Below are 15,177 nucleotides of genomic sequence, written 5' to 3' on the forward strand. Positions count from 1 at the left end.
AAATTTGAGACAGCTTCTTTTGTGAAATTGATCTTTCGAATGTTTCGGAATGGATTTTATACCTTATCTTCCAAAGGTGTCATAATTATCCGTTGCATATTTTTCAAATCTCGTCAATAAAGCGATATTATCTTTTTCCAATGGACTCAAATCTGCATTCACATCTTTTGAAATAGGCACATACCAGTCTACAGGCTCAAAAAATTGGCGAATGCTTGGTTTAGTAAACGCATAGCCATGTCGGGCAAAAATCGTATTCCGAATAATCTCAAGATCCAACTTCTTAAGATTTTTCAGGTCTTTCTCGGTCAACTTTTGTTTAGATGCATTGACCGTAAAAACTGCAGGGGATGCCGACCTATAATATTGTATAACGTATGTATAAGTTGAATCTCCATCTACATCGGTTTCCTCTTTTCTCTTTTCGTTAATCCAGTCAACCAAAGTCCCATTTTCCTCATCCTGATTTTTCAGCATCAGATTAGGATTATATGCGAATTGCTTTTTCAACAGTTTGAAACTTCGTTTTTTTATCTTTACCCCTGGATCGTAGGCAGTCCAACTGCCAATTAACGTATCATGATTAAGCTTAATTTCAAAACGGCCATCGGACTTTTTATCGCCGGGCTCATCCAACAATAGCCGAAAGTCACTACCGTTTTCTTCCAGCTTTCCCACAAAAGAACGCAGATTTCCTTTCACCACATTCTGTCCGAATACACGCCCCTTATCTGTGATTTTTTTTATGGTCAAATTTATCTTTGGAGAATAATCTGTAATTGGCAAACCGTCCCCATCTTCCAGTGTATTTTCATCAACCACAAATTCTCCCACCCAGTTGCCGTATAGTTCCTGATGTGCCTCATGCTCAACAACAACGCTATCTTTTGTTCCGGGGGCTTCATTCTTTCTGTCTCTCCCTTCCTTACATCCTACAATGACCACAAGCAATAACACTAAACAAATATTTCTCTTCATAATTTTTGATTTTTTTGATAAATAATAAATTCCGCCAATAACAAATTTGGTATCCATCCCAGCCATGCGATAATCTGGTACACGTCCATTGGATTGGGCTGGAACAAATAGACTAAAGCCAGTTTCCAAAAACGTAGCGTCAGTGCAGAACAGGTTAATGCAAAGCTACGGATCATAAAATCGTGGTGTTTATTAAATTTTCTCTGACGCGCAAAATGAACTGCCTGGTAGGTAAAATAAAACCATCCCAATCCCAGTAATTCAAATGCAATAATAGATGTTATCCCACCATTCGCAACCAAACCAATCAGTAATCCTGATGGAGCGGCGCAAACCAAAATGGCGTATACATACAAATATCCTATACTTCTATGGACTCGCGGATATTTATTCAATAGGTAATTACTAAACTGAGTGAAGCCAGCCGGCAGCGCGAAGATAGCAGTACAGACATGGACATAAAAGACGTAGCGATACCACCAAAGTTCTTCTATTTCAGTTTGCTTGATCAGTAATAAGTTAGCATCCAGCTCAAACCCACGGTAGCGCAGTGTAATCTCTACCATTAGCATACAGCTATAGGCAAAAGTTAAAAGCCAAAATCCCTGCAGTATCGAAAATTGAGCTTTTTTAAACATATCTTCTCTTTAATTGCTTCGGATAGCTTCCACGGGATCCAATCGAGAAGCCATTAAAGCAGGAACAATGCCGGATATTAGCCCGATAAAAGTAGAAAGTGAAATTGTCAGGATAACCATTTTCAAACTAACGACGATAGCAACACCAGTCGCAGCCTGCACAAGAAATGCTAAAAAATAAACAACGATCAGACCTATTCCTCCTCCCAAGAGGCAGAGCACGATAGATTCTATTAAAAACTGAGAAAGGATAAAGAAATTTTTGGCTCCCAGCGCCTTTTGAATTCCGATGATGTGTGTACGCTCCTTAACGCTGACAAACATGATATTGGCAATACCGAAACCACCGACTAGGATTGAAAAAATACCAATCGAAAAACCCGCAAGATTAATTATTCCAAAAAGCTGATCCAGTGCACCTGTAATCATTGTTGTCTGATTAATAGAAAAATTTTCCTCCCGTTGAGGAGATATACGACGAATTGAACGCATAAGTGTCTTTGCTTCACTCTCTGCTTCAGCCAGCGTATAGTTCGGTTTAATTACCATCGCTATACTTGGTGAAAAATTATCATAATTGACCAAATTCCTCGCGAGCTCAAATGGAATAAAGGCGGTATCATCAGGTGAGGTATTGATTAATACACCATTTCCTTCTTTCTTTAACACTCCAATAACTTGAATTTTTCGGCCTAGCATGTTGATATATTTACCAACCGGTTCATCATTAGGAAAAAGTCCTTCCGCTATATTGGCCCCCAATACAGTCACGAGGGCGCCCCCCCTCGATTCACTTTCGGCAAAGTAACGGCCATCTACGATATTTAAATTTTGAATATATAGGTTTTCATAGGTCGCGGCATTAACCGATGAGCCCTGTGCAGAATTACTTTTATATTTTATTGTCGTATTGCCAATATTGATCATATAAGCCATATATTCAGCAGTCGTCATTCGGCTTTTTAAATCCAAGTAATTATTATATGTGGGTTCCGGTCTATTCAAGTACTTCCACCAGGGGAAATTTGGTCCTCCATCCCAAGGCCATTTTTCTATGTAGAGAGTTTTGCTTCCTATCTTCTTTACTGACTCCTCGATATTATTTCGAAGTGTATCTACAGCGGAGAATACGCCAATAATCGTAAAAATACCAATGGTCACACCCAACAGCGACAGTAAGGTGCGTGTACGATTGTCTTTTAATGCCGAAAAAGCAAACTGACAACTCTCCAATATCAATCTAAAGAATAGCATAATTTGTATTCTAAAATACAATATAGTTTTGATTTAATGTCAAAATCCTTAAAAATATCTACATAAATTAGAATTACCGCCCTTCTATACCCAAAAAAGTTATAACTTTGTATGCTTTTTGCAACCTAATATTTGGTGCACTGTAATGCACTAAAAGGTAGACATTAAAATATATATCATTAAAGATGAAGTTATCTCAATTTAAATTCAACTTACCAGAATCATTACTTGCTTCTGAACCTTCTGAAAATCGTGACGAATCGCGCTTGATGGTCCTACACAGAGATAGTGGTAAAATTGAACACAAAATTTTCAAAGATGTATTGGATTATTTCGATGACAAAGATGTCATGATTTTAAACAATACTAAAGTTTTTCCAGCGCGTCTTTATGGGAATAAAGAGAAAACTGGAGCTACTATTGAAGTTTTCTTGCTGCGTGAATTGAACAATGAGCTTCGCCTTTGGGATGTATTGGTCGATCCTGCACGCAAAATACGTGTTGGCAATAAATTATATTTCGGCGATGAAGACTTACTGGTTGCTGAAGTAGTGGATAATACAACTTCTCGGGGCCGTACGATCCGGTTTTTATTTGATGGTACCGATGAAGAGTTCCGCCGTAATATCGAGATCTTAGGTGAAACACCACTACCTAAATACATCAAGCGTAAAGCTACACCAGAAGACAAATTCCGCTACCAAACTATTTATGCAAAAAATGAAGGGGCTGTTGCCGCTCCTACAGCGGGACTTCATTTCTCTAGAGAATTGATGAAACGCTTAGAATTGAAAGGCGTTGATTTTGCAGAGGTTACTCTTCACGTTGGTCTTGGAACTTTTCGTACTGTTGAAGTGGAAGATTTAACTAAACATAAAATGGATTCTGAACAGTTTATCATAACTGACGAAGCTGCAAAAGTTGTCAATAAAGCTATCGACAACAAACGTCGCGTATGTGCTGTAGGAACGACTTCTATGCGGGCAATAGAATCTTCTGTGTCTGCTGACCATCATTTAAAGGCGGCATCGGATTGGACAAGTAAGTTTATTTATCCGCCTTACGATTTCAGTATTGCAAATTCCATGATCACAAATTTCCATACACCGGAATCCACTTTGCTTGTGATGATTGCCGCGTTTGCAGGTTATGAAAATGTAATGAATGCATATGAAGTTGCTGTGAAGGAAAAATATAGATTCTATAGCTATGGCGATGCGATGTTAATAGTTTAATCCTATGTTTAATAATAAATAAAAAACGTGGATAGTCTCAAGCTATCCACGTTTTTTATAAATCTTAAATTTCAATAACATGAACTTTGTCATAATCGTTGCAGCCGGAACAGGAAGCAGAATGAATAGCGACCTTCCAAAGCAGTTTCTTTGCTTAAATGAACTGCCCATTGTCATGCATACAATTAATCGATTTTTTCAATGTAAGATTGTATCGGAAGTAATACTAGTGATCAGTGAGGTAATGGAGGAATTGTGGAATGAACTGTGTTCGGAACATGACTTTACTTTACCTATCCATCTCACTTATGGTGGTCGAACCCGATTCGAAAGTGTTAAAAATGGAATTAATTACATTGAGGAAAATTTCAAAATCCGTTCAGAAGATTATATTGCAGTACACGATGGCGCTCGTCCTATTATTACTGAAGAGCTAGTGAACAAAGCATTTCAAGGCGCTTATGCCCATCAGGCAATTGTTTTGGGACAAAAGAGTATTGAATCCGTCCGCATGGGAGATGTTTCCTTTAATGCTGCTGTAGATAGAAACCATACCTGGTTAATTCAAACTCCGCAGGTATTTCATGGAGAGTTGCTACTAAAATCATATCAGCAAGTGGAAGACCCCCTTTTTACGGATGATGCGTCTGTGGTAGAGAAGATGGGCAACAGTATCGCTATTATTGAAGGTGATGCTAAAAATATAAAGATCACCTACCCTCAAGATCTACAAATTGCCCAGCTTTATTTAAATTTGATTTGAAATGTATTACGCGTTACCACGGATGACACGCAATAATACCACAATAATTGCAATCACCAAAAGGACGTGAATAATGTTATTGCCAGCTGCATAACCTCCAAAAAAACTTATCGCCCAAATGATGACCAAAATAACAGCGATGATATACAGTAAATTTCCCATTTTCTTTTAATAATTTAATACCTAAATCTATTTTTATAGGTATAACAAAGAAAATGGAAATATAGTTTTATAATAAATAGATTAGCTGATCTCCAGCTGTAACCTATCGTAGGCTAGCAACATATTTTTCGGCAATTCTTTTGAAACAATTTCATGCAATCCCATTCGGTGCCCTATATGTGTAAAATAAGTTTTATCTGCCTGAATATCATAGGCAAATTCAATCGCTTCGTCCAATGTTAAATGGGAAATATGAGATTCTTTCTGAAGTGCATTTACAACAAGTACCTTAACACCTTTCAATAGCTGCCGCGATTCTTCACTGATAAATTTTGCATCAGTGATATATGCAAACTCTCCGATCCTGAAGCCCAAGACTGGCATTTTATAATGAAGCACCTCGATAGGCATAATTTCCGTACCGAACAAAGGCAAAGATACACCAGCCCTTACCTCCTCCAAATCCAATCTCGGCGCTCCTGGGTATTTTGTTTCAGTAAACGCATAATAAAATTCGCGCCTTAGCGCTTCGTGTAGATCAGCTGTACCATAAATGGAAATAGAACTATGCTGCTGATAATTAAACGCTCTTACATCATCCAAACCAGCAATATGGTCTTTATGCGAGTGTGTCATTAACACAGCATCCAAGTGCATAACTTTCTCACGCAACATCTGATACCTAAAATCCGGACCAGTATCGACCACTAATGTGTGTTGATTATATTCAATAAGGATAGAAGAACGCAATCTTTTATCACGCTGATCTTCAGATTGGCAGACCTGACATTGGCACGCTATGACAGGTACCCCCTGGGATGTTCCGGTTCCTAAAAATGTAACTCTCAAGCTATAATTTTTGATTTCAATACCTCTTCATAAATTGGAAGAAGCTTCTCAGAAATGGCTTCCGAATCAATTTCAATATCCAATAATATGTTCCACAATGACTGGATTTTTATTTCAAGATTCGAAAACTTATTGACTACTACAACTTTTGTCGTCTGCAACATACAAGCACCTGTACGGAATGACCCTTTTTCATACCTAACTTTATACCCCTGTTCCTTAAAAAATTCTTCTAGCTTAGTTAAGCTGCTTTGTGTAAACGGCAACAAAATCTCTCCTTCTTTTAAAATTCTACCTCAGTATTCCAAACTTAGATAAATTTGATTTTATATACAAATAAAATAACCCTTAGCGATCAATGCGCCAATTTAAGAAGTTCATTACCGAAAGTTTCCCAGCTATATTTTCTTTTTTCGTCTATGATATTTGTTCTAAATTGTTCTTCTTTGTTGTAATGGTAAAAAGAAAAAATGCGTTCTGCGATTTCCTCTGCTTTGGGCTCGACAACATAACCAACATAACTATCTCGAACCAATTCGGGCAACCCACCGACATTACTTACAATCATTGGAAGATCGAAATGATAAGCAACTTGGGTGATTCCACTTTGAGTAGCGCTACGATAAGGTAACACGACACAATCCGCGGCTGAAAAATAACGCCCTACCTCCTGATTTGGAATAAAATCGGTATGCATAAAAATAAACTCTTCGAGTTTATACTTCTTTATAAGATCCAAGTATAACGCAGGGTCATCATAAAATTCTCCAGCAAGCAATAATTTAACCCCCATCTTACGTAGCCTGGTATCGTTTAAAGCTTGCAACAAGATATCTAAGCCTTTGTATTGACGAATAAATCCAAAGAACAAGATCACTTTCCCCTCTTGATCAATGTTAAGTAGTCTACGAGCTTCCTTTTTACTTTGATGAGTGCCATAGTTATCGTAAAGGGGATGAGGGGTATACACTGCTGGCATTTTCGGGCTTAGCAATTTGAGGTCCAACAGAACGCTTTTACTCATGGTGAGACAAGCATCAACAGATTTCAAAAAGTACCGGATCAATAGCTTATCCCCTGGTCGCTGTTCATGGGGAATTATATTATCAGCGATACATACTATTTTAGTATGCCTATTCTTCCGAACCTGTCGCTGGATTGTTCCCAAACACGGCCCGAAAAAGGGCATCCAAAATCGTACGATAAGGAGATCATATTTGGCATTTCTAAGTTCCTTGCCCACACTAATCCAATTAAATGGATTGATAGAATTTACTTTTGTTTTGATATGGAGTCCCTCTGGTGCAGGCTCATCCGAGTATTGTGACTTTCCAGGAAAAAGAAAATTTGGGTACTGCAGACTGAAGGAGTAGATATCCACTTCATGGCCCAACTGCTGAAAGTGGGATGCTAACCGTTCATTAAAAGATGCTATCCCTCCACCCCTTAATGGGTAAGCAGATCCTAAAATCACAATGCGCATAACGACTTAAATGACTTTCTCAATTTGATAATCATTCCGATCGGAGCTGCTTCTAGAGACTAATTCTGCCAAGAAACCTGTCAGAAATAATTGCGTGCCCAAAATAATAGCGGTTAGCGCAAAGAAAAACAATGGTTGATCTGTTATATCTCTAAAAGGTGTTCCGCTGGCAATACTTATCAATTTATGGCAAATTAGATAAATAGATATAAATAAACCTGCCAGAAAACTAATAACGCCCATAACCCCAAAAAAATGCATCGGCCTCTTCGAAAACTTACCAACGAAAAATATGGACAATAAATCGAGGAAACCTTTCACAAAGCGGCCAGGGCCGAATTTGGTTGTACCGTACTTACGTGGATAATGCTGTACGATCTGTTCTTGTATATTTGTAAATCCTGCCCATTTTGCAATTACAGGTATATAACGATGCATTTCACCATACACTTCGATATTTTTAACAACTTCCTTTTTGTAGGCTTTTAGACCACAGTTAAAATCATGCAGGTTGTGAATTCCAGACATCGACCTCGTCACCCCATTAAACAATTTGGTAGGTAGTGTTTTGGTTAATGGATCATATCGTTTTTGTTTCCATCCCGATACTAGGTCAGCCCCCTTATTTATGATTCGGTCGTACAATTCAGGAATCTCATCGGGACTATCCTGGAGATCCGCATCCATTGTAATAACGACATCACCTTGTGCAGCAGCAAAACCCACATTTAATGCTGCAGATTTTCCATAGTTACGTCGGAATTTGATAGCAGAAATATTCGTGTTGTTTAACTTTAACTCTTCGATAACCTTCCAGGAATGATCTTTACTTCCATCGTCAACTAAAATAATTTCGTATGAAAAATGATTGGCCGCCATAACACGGTCGATCCAAGCTGTCAATTCGGGTAAGGATTCTTCTTCATTAAACAAAGGAACAACAACAGAAATATCCATGTGAATGTTAATCATGCTAAAAGTATAGTGTTATAATACCAACAAAGGTATTACTTTTTCAGCAATACCTTGTAGGAACAGTTTTATTTTGTTAGGCACTAAATGGCGTCTTGTCTAATCGCTAATTTTTCTCGCTTTGTCAAAGCTGATAGTAACAATGCAAAAACAAATTGAAACATCAAGGTGATCGCCAACCCCTTCAAAACTTGTCCTAAGGTAATTTTGCCGATAGAATCAACTTGTTTTTCAAGCTCCGCTATTTTTGAATCTATAACTTCGTCAGGAACATTATTCTTTTCCATATACTCAATGGTTACGTTAATGGTATGAGTCACAACCTTTTCTTGTAACGTTGGATTAACGAAGTTGACATAGAGCTGTGTACCGATCGTGGAAATAATAGTAGAAATAGCAAGCATCATAAAGATCGATTTTAATGCTATTGAAAAATTCCAGTAGCCACCATTTGCTTTCCGAAGAGCGAAAGCGAACAAGGCAGCGATGATAACAAAAACCGCTGTATTAACGATAAATGACATCGACATTACCCCCCAGAAGGAATTTAAGTCTTTGACAACAAACAGGACAATTAATCCTAGGATAAAAGAAATTATTCCCAATATGACACCATAGATAATACTTTTCTTTTTGTCGATTACCGCATCAAATCCTACATTACTTGGGTTGATTAAATCTGCCATAAAATTATTTATTATAGTAAGTACTCATTATTTGGTAAAGGGCAATATCAAAAGCCTTATTGGAAGACGCTTCAGCATATTCCTCAAATTGCTTTTCAGAGGGCTTGAATTCACTAAAGAAGCTCATAATAGGATAGAAAAGTTCATATACCTCGCTTTTCGGATTTATTCCTTTACCGACTTTCGCGATTTCAGCATATGGACTATCTACCACAATTTGGTTAGCAATGATATCTTCATAAATTTCATGCTCGTCTTGAAATTCGTCTTCATCAACCAGTAAAAACTCTTTTAAGAAGTCATCCAATTCAGGTTCAATCTCATCGTCTTTACATTCCCCTAAATAAAGAAAAATATTCAATAATTCAGTCCCACGATCTATGGTTTCATCTTCGATTGCTTCCCATTCTTCTGAATCCAAATAATCATCTTCCAGCTTCAATACATCGTTGGAGAAAAAATTCATCAATAAAAGATCAACATATACTTCGCGAAGTTCGTCAAACAAAGGATAGTCATCGAAAGACTGATCCAACAGTTCTAACTTTTCCAAATAGCTTACTTCCGTGTTGAATACGCGAATAATCTTTTCAAGGAATTCCGGGGCTGTCGAAATTCCATCTACCTTGCCATAATTTAATATACCTGCCTCAACGGCTGCTTTAATATTTGCTTCCATGGTTTTTAATCGTTTTTAACAATTTGACTATTATTAATGACCAATTCGACAGCACCGTTTAAGGTCTTTCCGAATAAAGGTGAATTTTTTGATTTGGATTTATTGGTTTTCTCATCGAAATTCCATGCTTTCGATGCGTCAAATAAAACAAGATTTGCTGCTGCTCCCTCTTCAATCTGAGGTACTTCAAGTCCTAAAATTTGCCTTGGTCTGACGGACAGACTATTTACAATTTGTTCTTCGTTCAATCCGGCACGAATCAACAGCGGCAGCACGGTCTGTAAACCAATAATGCCATTTTTGGCAATATGGAATTCGACATTCTTGAATTCTACTTCTTGCGGTGTATGTTGCGAGACAACAGCATCAATAGTTCCATCCTTGATTCCTTTAAGTAATACCTTAAGATCTGCTTTCGTTCTTAATGGGGGGCTAACCTTGTAATTGCTGTCGAAACCAACGATATCTTCGTCAGTAAACACCAATTGATGTGCGGCAACATCGCATGTGACTTGAAGACCTTTTGCTTTCGCTTTTTTTATCAGATCAACAGCTTCTGGTGTGCTTATGGAAGCAAAATGAATAGGAGCTCCTGTATATTCTGCTAGATAGAGATCGCGAGAAACCATTAATGATTCGGCAAGGTTTGGAATACCCTTCATACCTAAATAAGTACTCATAGCGCCTTCATTCATCTTGTTTCCTCCTGCCATCGACTCATCTTCCGCATGCGAAAAAATTAATCCATTAAACCCCTTAGCATACAACAACGCTCTGCTCATTAGTCCCGCTTGTTGAACACTCCTGTTTCCATCACTAAAAGCAACAGCCCCGGTTTGCTTCATATCAAATAATTCGGCCAGTTCTTTGCCTTCTCTCTTTTTGCTGATCGCACCAATTGGATGTACATCCACAATATTTCCTTTCGCAGTATTGACAATTAGAGCGACCTCTGAACGGCTTTGAATAGCTGGCTCAGTATTGGGCATCACGGCTACTCCAGTGAAGCCACCTGCAGCAGCTGCTGCTGTTCCGCTTAAGATATCTTCTTTGGTTTCTAGCCCAGGCTCTCCAAAATTGGCATGTAAGTCAAAAAAGCCAGGCGCTAATATTTTTCCGGAGCCATCAATGGTCTCACTATCTTTATCCGCTAATTTGACAGATTTTCCAATCTGTGCAATCTTTCCATCTTCAATAAATACATCCACTTGCTGCTGATGAAATTTATTCCCAGGTAAAATTACTTTAACAGAAGTAATCAATAAGCTTTTCATATATGATTGTGATTGAAATTAAAAGGATACAAAGTTTTAATCGAAGCACATAGATTGTGCATTGTGAACAGATAGAAAGGCGCTTTATCACTATAAATCATATAGCTATAAATAACTTTTTCGCTTGATGCTTGTGACTGCTTCATTTCGAGAAACAAAGTTACAAAATACAAATTTATTAAAGAACATTAAAAATAGATTTCGGCAACGATTACCTAGGAATTTTCCCCCCACTGATAATGCTTAAAGTCAAATCCAGCAAGACTCAAAATACGATCAACAACGGTTTCTGCTACCTCTTCAAACGTCTTTGGTAAGCTATAAAATGAAGGTGATGCCGGACAAATGATGCCACCTGCCTCTGTCACCAGTTTCATATTCTGAATGTGAATGATACTTAAAGGTGTCTCACGTGTAACCAAAATCAGTCGTCGCCGCTCTTTTAAGATGACATCAGCAGCGCGTGTTGTCAGATCAGAAGATATGCCATGCGCTATTCGCGACAATGTACCCATCGAACAAGGACAGACAATCATAGTATCATAGCGGGCGGAGCCCGATGCAAAAGGAGCAAAAAAATCACCTTTATCATAAAATTTGAAAGGTACATCCTGGTAACTTTCATCGCCTAATTCCGCACGCCATACATCCTTCGCATTATTCGACATGACAATACCAACTTCAGCGATTTGTGTTTTTAACACCAAAAGCTTTTTAAGTAAAACTTTAGCATAAATTGAGCCGCTAGCTCCCGTAATAGCTATAACTATCTTCCTTTTAGACATCTCTTTTAAAATATAAAACAAAGCTATAAAAAAAGGGTCGTAGTGAGAAACACCCGACCCTACATCTACCTATGAAAAACATGCCCTTGGGAGGGGCTTAACAAAAGTACATCTACTTTTTAATTTACGGAAATATTATGTGCATTACTACACATTTGTGTATATAAAAAATCAAAAAGCACGCTTTTTGGGCTCTTTCCATCTCAACAAATCTTTCAAAAACAGCTAACCGCCCACTTTTAATTGGGATATGGAGCTTCATAAAATATCAATAATTTCTCCCATCAAACATTTATTCTCATGAATAAAGTTTATTTTAGTAAAGAACTTAGACAATTAACAAACACATGAATCTCTCTATTTTAGAACAATACATAGAACAAGGAAAAAGCCACGACATAGATCTGTTATTAATTGGAAATCCCGAACTTTTACAGGAAACAACAAGTCATGGGATTTCGCCCCTTCTATTAGCTTGCTATTACAACAAACCTCAGATCATACGGGTGCTTTTACAACACACCAAGTCCATGACTATACATGAGGCTTGTGCAGCAGGATTAACATCCTATCTTGAGGCTATTATTTCGCAGGTACCTTCGGTTATCAATGAATGGTCATCGCAGGGTTTTACGCCATTGACCTTAGCTACATATTTCAACAAAGTAGACATTGTACGTCTATTGCTATCCAAACGGGCGAATCCAAACACCGTAACGAAAAATGAACAACTCACTACAGCACTGCATATTGCCGCCGCTAACAACAATGAAGAAATCGGGAAATTGCTTATCGATGCGGGCGCTAATGTCAATGCCATTCAGGCCACAGGCGAAACTCCACTCCATTTTGCGGCCCAATATGGTAACATCGATTTTATTGTTGCTTTACTTGAAAATGGAGCCGACACAAGAATAATCAATAGTGCCGGATTATCTCCAATGGATCTGGCGTATGAAAAAGGCCATAAAGAAATTGCAGAAATTTTAAAGAACTAGGTACTTTTTAAGATCTCCATACCGATTCTGCAATGAAGACAACGTTTCCTATCGCAGTAAAACTCCTTCAACTGCAACATTCCCTGCGTCTTGCCTGCATCTTTAACATCCCAATCATATTTAGCAAATTGCCGCACGATATTATTTTTTTCAGCAGGAAGCTCCTCCAATAACTGTAATGCCTTTTCGATATAGGACTGAATGCCAAAATATTTACCATATGAAAAAAGAAACACAACAACTACATTAATTACCAGAAGATCAACAGTTTCTTTCCCGATCCACGCACATTTTTTAACTTTTTCTTTTGTACTTAAGGAAAAATGTGATTCCCAAAAATCACCTGAAGGTTCTATTTTGAACAATTTTCTCGCCGCCTCCAAGCTATCTACGGCCAAAAGCTTTGCCACCCCCAACTCATTCTTACTGAATAAAACAACTAATTGAGCAATACGCCGTTCGGGAAAATTATATGGTCTCATCCTCAACCTCTTCCATACACCAAAAACGATTTCTATCTTGTGAATGTGCTGTTGGTACTTAAATTCGTCGACTAATCGCTTCACATACCCACTAGTTGGTCTACCAAGCAATAAACCACTGATACCAAAAAAAATAGCTTCCGTTTTAAATAAGTTTGAACGGTATTTTTTTAGAACATGCAAAGGCAGTTTTTCGCCGAATTCCTGGAAAGTATCTGCGTTAACTTTTAAACCCATAGATCTACACATCCATATCCAGAAGGTTTTTTCCCAATCAGTATCAAAATGTTTCAGTATTTCGAAAATCCGCTGAACTTTCATTTCCAAACGCTCAATTGACAAGGTATTCAACCACATTGATTTTTTAAAAATATTGATAGGCCCAAGCTGATATTCGCAGGGAATCCAGCTTTTGGTATTCATCATATTGGCATATTTTTCCAATAGATTTTTATCTACGTAGTCCGAAAGCACTAAAGTAGGAATAGACGTGCCATCACTTCGGTATATAACTTTATCATTTTTCCAAACTACATGTAGGATCACGTTATTGTAAGCAACATCTTCTTGATGAGCATGTCGATCCCAATCTGAGGATTGAATATGCATTTCTACATGACCGAACCAATCCTTATCTCCATATCTAATGTGCGACATGAGAAAATCGGGGCCAGAATCTGTGTTGTATCGCCCCACTTGAACAACGGCTAAGGCCCCACCATCTGTGGAATTTAACCCATTTGCACGGAATAGCCGAAGTTTCCAGATAAACTGCATTAAGTTTTCTGTAACTAACATAATTGTAATTTAAGAATTAAACTAACCGGCTATGGCTTATAATTCCCTAAATATACAAAAATTACTGTTTCTTATAGATCTTTAAAATATCATTGGAAACTAATTTACTTTCTAGTAATTGCCCCTTGAATAGAGGAGCCTTAATCCCGCTCAATAAATTCGCCTCAGACTCAAAGACTCTTGCCTCATCCCACAGGTTCGCATCTATAAACATCTGCAAGGTCGCACGCCCGCCTTCTATGATTATAGACTGAACATCCATTAAATAAAGTTGATAAAGGATATTTTGCGGTAGATATAATCCATAATTTTCAAGCTCAATATACTTAACATTTGCTGTCCACTCTGTCTTTTTAGCATTAAACACAATAGTATCGGCCTGATCATCGAGAATAGGGGCATCCATCGGAATGGCAAGGTCTCTGTCTAAAAGAATACGCAATGGATTTTTACCCTTCCACTTTCTTACGGTCAGACTGGGATTATCCACAATTGCAGTATTTGTACCAACCAAGATAGCATCCTCTTCTGCTCTCCAACGATGAACGAGCTGTTGGCTTGCAGCATTACTGATCCAAACCTGCTTATTTTTTTTTCCTATAAAACCATCCCTGGTTTGCGCCCACTTTAAAATAACATACGGGCGGTATTCACCAATACGGGTAAAAAAACGGCGGTTGAGCCAAATGGACTCTTTTTCGAGCAGACCAATTTCAACTTCAATACCAGCTTCTCGCAGTATCTGCGCTCCTCTACCATTGACTTTTCCGAAGGGATCCAAACATGCTATAAAAACTTTCAAAGGTTTTAGATCAGCAATCATATTGGCACAGGGAGGTGTCTTCCCATAATGCGCGCAAGGCTCGAGGCTGACATAAAAATTACTTCCTTCGATAAGCTCCTTTGCTTTTTCACCGTACCTTTGCATAACCTGCTGTACAGCATTGACTTCAGCATGCGCTCCACCGTAAGGAGATGTATACCCTTCACCGATAATTTTACCATTAAAAACGATGACAGCCCCAACCATTGGGTTGGGACTTACTGAACCTACACCGATTTGGGCTAGTTCCAAACAACGCTGCATATATTGGCTGTGCATATCCATAGATACAAATCTATGAAAATCGTACCTTTGCTG

At 38.1% G+C, this 15,177-nt stretch carries 16 protein-coding genes; 3 read left to right on the forward strand and 13 right to left on the reverse strand.

All coding sequences use genetic code 11. From position 1 onward, the window contains the following. Window positions 1-63 precede the first annotated feature (63 nt). From B3139_RS14480 to B3139_RS14490, 3 genes are read right to left on the reverse strand one after another with little or no spacing between them, the layout of a single operon-like run. Complete coding sequence (locus B3139_RS14480; protein WP_293884264.1) at window positions 64-978, reverse strand: YARHG domain-containing protein; 915 nt, start codon at window positions 976-978, stop codon at window positions 64-66. Then, a complete protein-coding gene (locus tag B3139_RS14485) occupies window positions 975-1,616 on the reverse strand; it encodes a DUF2306 domain-containing protein (protein ID WP_293884266.1) in 642 nt (213 codons plus the stop codon). Before B3139_RS14485 ends, B3139_RS14480 begins: the two co-directional genes overlap by 4 nt. Before the next feature lie 9 nt (window positions 1,617-1,625). Beyond that, window positions 1,626-2,870, reverse strand: a complete 1,245-nt coding sequence (locus B3139_RS14490) for an ABC transporter permease (protein ID WP_209574629.1) — start codon at window positions 2,868-2,870, stop codon at window positions 1,626-1,628. Between the two features lie 185 nt (window positions 2,871-3,055). On the opposite strand from B3139_RS14490, the gene queA reads away from it, so the two are divergent. Both queA and B3139_RS14500 read left to right on the forward strand, forming a co-directional pair. After that, window positions 3,056-4,105, forward strand: a complete 1,050-nt coding sequence (queA, locus tag B3139_RS14495) for a tRNA preQ1(34) S-adenosylmethionine ribosyltransferase-isomerase QueA (RefSeq protein ID WP_209574631.1) — start codon at window positions 3,056-3,058, stop codon at window positions 4,103-4,105. A gap of 79 nt (window positions 4,106-4,184) precedes the next feature. Then, window positions 4,185-4,868, forward strand: coding sequence for a 2-C-methyl-D-erythritol 4-phosphate cytidylyltransferase (locus tag B3139_RS14500; RefSeq protein ID WP_293884270.1), 684 nt, complete (start codon window positions 4,185-4,187; stop codon window positions 4,866-4,868). A gap of 6 nt (window positions 4,869-4,874) precedes the next feature. Here B3139_RS14500 and B3139_RS14505 read toward each other — a convergent pair whose 3' ends face one another. The 8 genes from B3139_RS14505 to B3139_RS14540 all read right to left on the reverse strand — a co-directional run bounded on the left by B3139_RS14505 (window position 4,875) and on the right by B3139_RS14540 (window position 11,758). Beyond that, window positions 4,875-5,030, reverse strand: a complete 156-nt coding sequence (locus B3139_RS14505) for a lmo0937 family membrane protein (protein WP_209574636.1) — start codon at window positions 5,028-5,030, stop codon at window positions 4,875-4,877. A gap of 81 nt (window positions 5,031-5,111) precedes the next feature. Next, on the reverse strand, window positions 5,112-5,879 hold the full coding sequence (locus tag B3139_RS14510) for an MBL fold metallo-hydrolase (RefSeq protein ID WP_293884272.1): 768 nt from the start codon (window positions 5,877-5,879) through the stop codon (window positions 5,112-5,114). 355 nt (window positions 5,880-6,234) lie between these two features. After that, window positions 6,235-7,362, reverse strand: coding sequence for a glycosyltransferase (locus B3139_RS14515; RefSeq protein WP_293884274.1), 1,128 nt, complete (start codon window positions 7,360-7,362; stop codon window positions 6,235-6,237). A gap of 6 nt (window positions 7,363-7,368) precedes the next feature. Then, the gene (locus B3139_RS14520; protein ID WP_209575127.1) at window positions 7,369-8,319 is read right to left on the reverse strand and encodes a glycosyltransferase family 2 protein; all 951 of its coding nucleotides are present in this window, start codon (window positions 8,317-8,319) and stop codon (window positions 7,369-7,371) included. Window positions 8,320-8,417: 98 nt separating this feature from the next. After that, entirely contained in the window at window positions 8,418-9,020 is a 603-nt protein-coding gene (locus B3139_RS14525) for a DUF4199 domain-containing protein (RefSeq protein WP_293884276.1), read from the reverse strand. 4 nt (window positions 9,021-9,024) lie between these two features. After that, window positions 9,025-9,699 (reverse strand): hypothetical protein, encoded by a 675-nt coding sequence (locus B3139_RS14530; RefSeq protein ID WP_209574645.1) that lies wholly within the window; start codon window positions 9,697-9,699, stop codon window positions 9,025-9,027. Between the two features lie 5 nt (window positions 9,700-9,704). Then, window positions 9,705-10,973 (reverse strand): dihydroorotase, encoded by a 1,269-nt coding sequence (locus tag B3139_RS14535; protein ID WP_293884279.1) that lies wholly within the window; start codon window positions 10,971-10,973, stop codon window positions 9,705-9,707. Between the two features lie 215 nt (window positions 10,974-11,188). Beyond that, window positions 11,189-11,758: a UbiX family flavin prenyltransferase gene (locus B3139_RS14540; protein ID WP_209574649.1), complete on the reverse strand. Its 570-nt coding sequence runs from the start codon at window positions 11,756-11,758 to the stop codon at window positions 11,189-11,191. A 347-nt stretch (window positions 11,759-12,105) separates the two neighbouring features. Here B3139_RS14540 and B3139_RS14545 point away from each other — a divergent pair, with 347 nt between their 5' ends. Next, entirely contained in the window at window positions 12,106-12,756 is a 651-nt protein-coding gene (locus tag B3139_RS14545; RefSeq protein ID WP_209574651.1) for an ankyrin repeat domain-containing protein, read from the forward strand. Here B3139_RS14545 and B3139_RS14550 read toward each other — a convergent pair. Both B3139_RS14550 and ribD read right to left on the reverse strand, forming a co-directional pair. Further along, a complete protein-coding gene (locus B3139_RS14550) occupies window positions 12,753-14,036 on the reverse strand; it encodes a DUF2851 family protein (protein ID WP_293884283.1) in 1,284 nt (427 codons plus the stop codon). The two genes, B3139_RS14545 and B3139_RS14550, sit on opposite strands and share 4 nt — an antisense overlap. A 61-nt stretch (window positions 14,037-14,097) precedes the next feature. Next, entirely contained in the window at window positions 14,098-15,144 is a 1,047-nt protein-coding gene (gene ribD / locus B3139_RS14555) for a bifunctional diaminohydroxyphosphoribosylaminopyrimidine deaminase/5-amino-6-(5-phosphoribosylamino)uracil reductase RibD (RefSeq protein ID WP_293884285.1), read from the reverse strand. Window positions 15,145-15,177 lie beyond the last annotated feature (33 nt).

The organism is Sphingobacterium sp. UBA1498 (assembly GCF_002325125.1).
Classification (GTDB): domain Bacteria; phylum Bacteroidota; class Bacteroidia; order Sphingobacteriales; family Sphingobacteriaceae; genus Sphingobacterium.